1 protein-coding gene and 2 pseudogenes are annotated in these 1,568 nt (G+C 65.9%); all 3 read right to left on the bottom strand.

From position 1 onward, the window contains the following. Positions 1 to 508: 508 nt before the first annotated feature. Entirely contained in the window at positions 509 to 1,078 is a 570-nt protein-coding gene (locus ABT147_RS47155) for a P-loop nucleotide/nucleoside kinase family protein (RefSeq protein WP_351418724.1), read from the bottom strand. Next, positions 1,075 to 1,386: pseudogene (locus tag ABT147_RS47150) on the bottom strand (UTRA domain-containing protein); the annotation flags it as partial. The pseudogene ABT147_RS47150 and the gene ABT147_RS47155, both read right to left, overlap by 4 nt. Positions 1,387 to 1,419: 33 nt before the next feature. After that, positions 1,420 to 1,568: pseudogene (locus tag ABT147_RS47145) on the bottom strand (IS3 family transposase); the annotation flags it as partial.

Genomic DNA, 1,568 nt, shown 5'->3' with positions numbered 1-1,568 from the left:
GCGGCAGAACGAGTACGTCCGTTACCGCAAGCCGCTTACTTGATCGAACGGCCATTGGGCTGTCTGGTCAGTCCACAGGATTTGACAATGCCTCGAGCACGACGCGGCTTGTCGTGCTCCTCTTGCTCGTACCACCGGCAGATCGCGCCTCCGCCCCGCAGAGGGCCGAAGAACGGGCTCTGACCTGGGATGCGACAAGCGACAAGACAAGACAAGCGACAAGCCACGCGACAAGCGACGCGACAAGCGCCTGAGCACTCGGGAGCTCCCGCCGGCCGCCGCGTCACACCGTCACACGTGATGGCCGCGTCACACCCAAACCCCTAGGCAGACCCGCTGTGACGCGGGCGTCACACCACCTCACACCGGCCCGTCACACCCACCCATCGACCAGCGTCACACCTTCGGGCAGACCACCGAACGCGCGCGACGGAGTCCGGCAGGCACGGCGGCCATCGCGCGCGAGCGCAGCTCGCTGCCAAGGATCGTGCGGCCGTGGCCGCACCTTCTAGCCTCTGTTCTGACGAGACACTGGGTCTTCTTCCAGCGCCTTCAGGACCGAGTCAGGGTCGCCGTTGTAGACCAAGTACGGCTCGCCCGGTGCGGGAGGTACGAACCGGTTCCGGTAGCGGATCAGGTCGCTTTCCGCGAAGTAGATCGAGTTCGGATCGGCTTCATGCCGCGCGTTGCGCTTGCTCACACGCGACCAGAGTTCTTCGTGGCTGGCCTCAAGGTAGACCACCACCGAGTTCGCACCCGCGTCGGTCGCGATCGACCGCCAGTGAGCACGGTCGTCCGGCGTCCAGAAACCATGGTCGACCACCACATCGTGCCCGGACCGGAGTTGCTGACTGAGTTCCACAGAGGTCTCTTCGAGGACAGGACGCTCAAGGGTCGGGAAGGTCCCCCGCGGGAAGTCCACCCCGTACACGCCATGTCGGCGGTACATCTCTTCGTCTGGGCACAGTCTGACGAAGCCACGGGCCGTCAGCGCACGCGAGAGGGTGGTCTTCCCCGATCCCGGAAGCCCCGCCATCAGGACGCAGAACGGCCGGCGGGCGTCGTTGGCGGCTGTCACTGCGCGACTTCCGATTCCGTTCGCCACTTGCGGCCGGGGCCCCCAAGGTCAACGCCGTACTCAACAACGTTGCCCTCGCTGTCGACGAACTTAGCCGTCATCACGACCACTGGCTCTTTGGGCGGCTCCGCAGAGTCCAGTTCCAAGAGCTCCGCGTCCTCCGGCGTCAGCAGGCGCGCCGAAGCGGTGTCGATCCGGTGAGTGATCGGGCGGCCGGTGGCTTGGGCAATGAGCTGTAGCGAAGTCCCGCCGGTCAGGCGCTCGCTCTTCGCTAGCTGCGGGATCAGCCTGCCGTACCGGTCAGGAATCGGGTCTGATGCAGGTTCGGGTGACAGGTGCGGTCACGCGGCCTGGAGGGCCGGTGTGGTCATGACGGTCTCGAATTCGATGGGGGGCAGGCGGCCGAGTGAGGCTTGTCTGCGCCGCCGGTGGTAGGTCCGCTCGATCCAGGTCACGATCGCGATCCGGAGTTCTTCGCGGGTGGCCCAGA

This window comes from Streptomyces sp. NPDC001868 (genome assembly GCF_040297125.1).
Lineage (GTDB): Bacteria > Actinomycetota > Actinomycetes > Streptomycetales > Streptomycetaceae > Streptomyces.
Note: the sequence above shows the minus strand (reverse complement) of the source record. Positions and strands in the feature narration are given on the sequence as shown.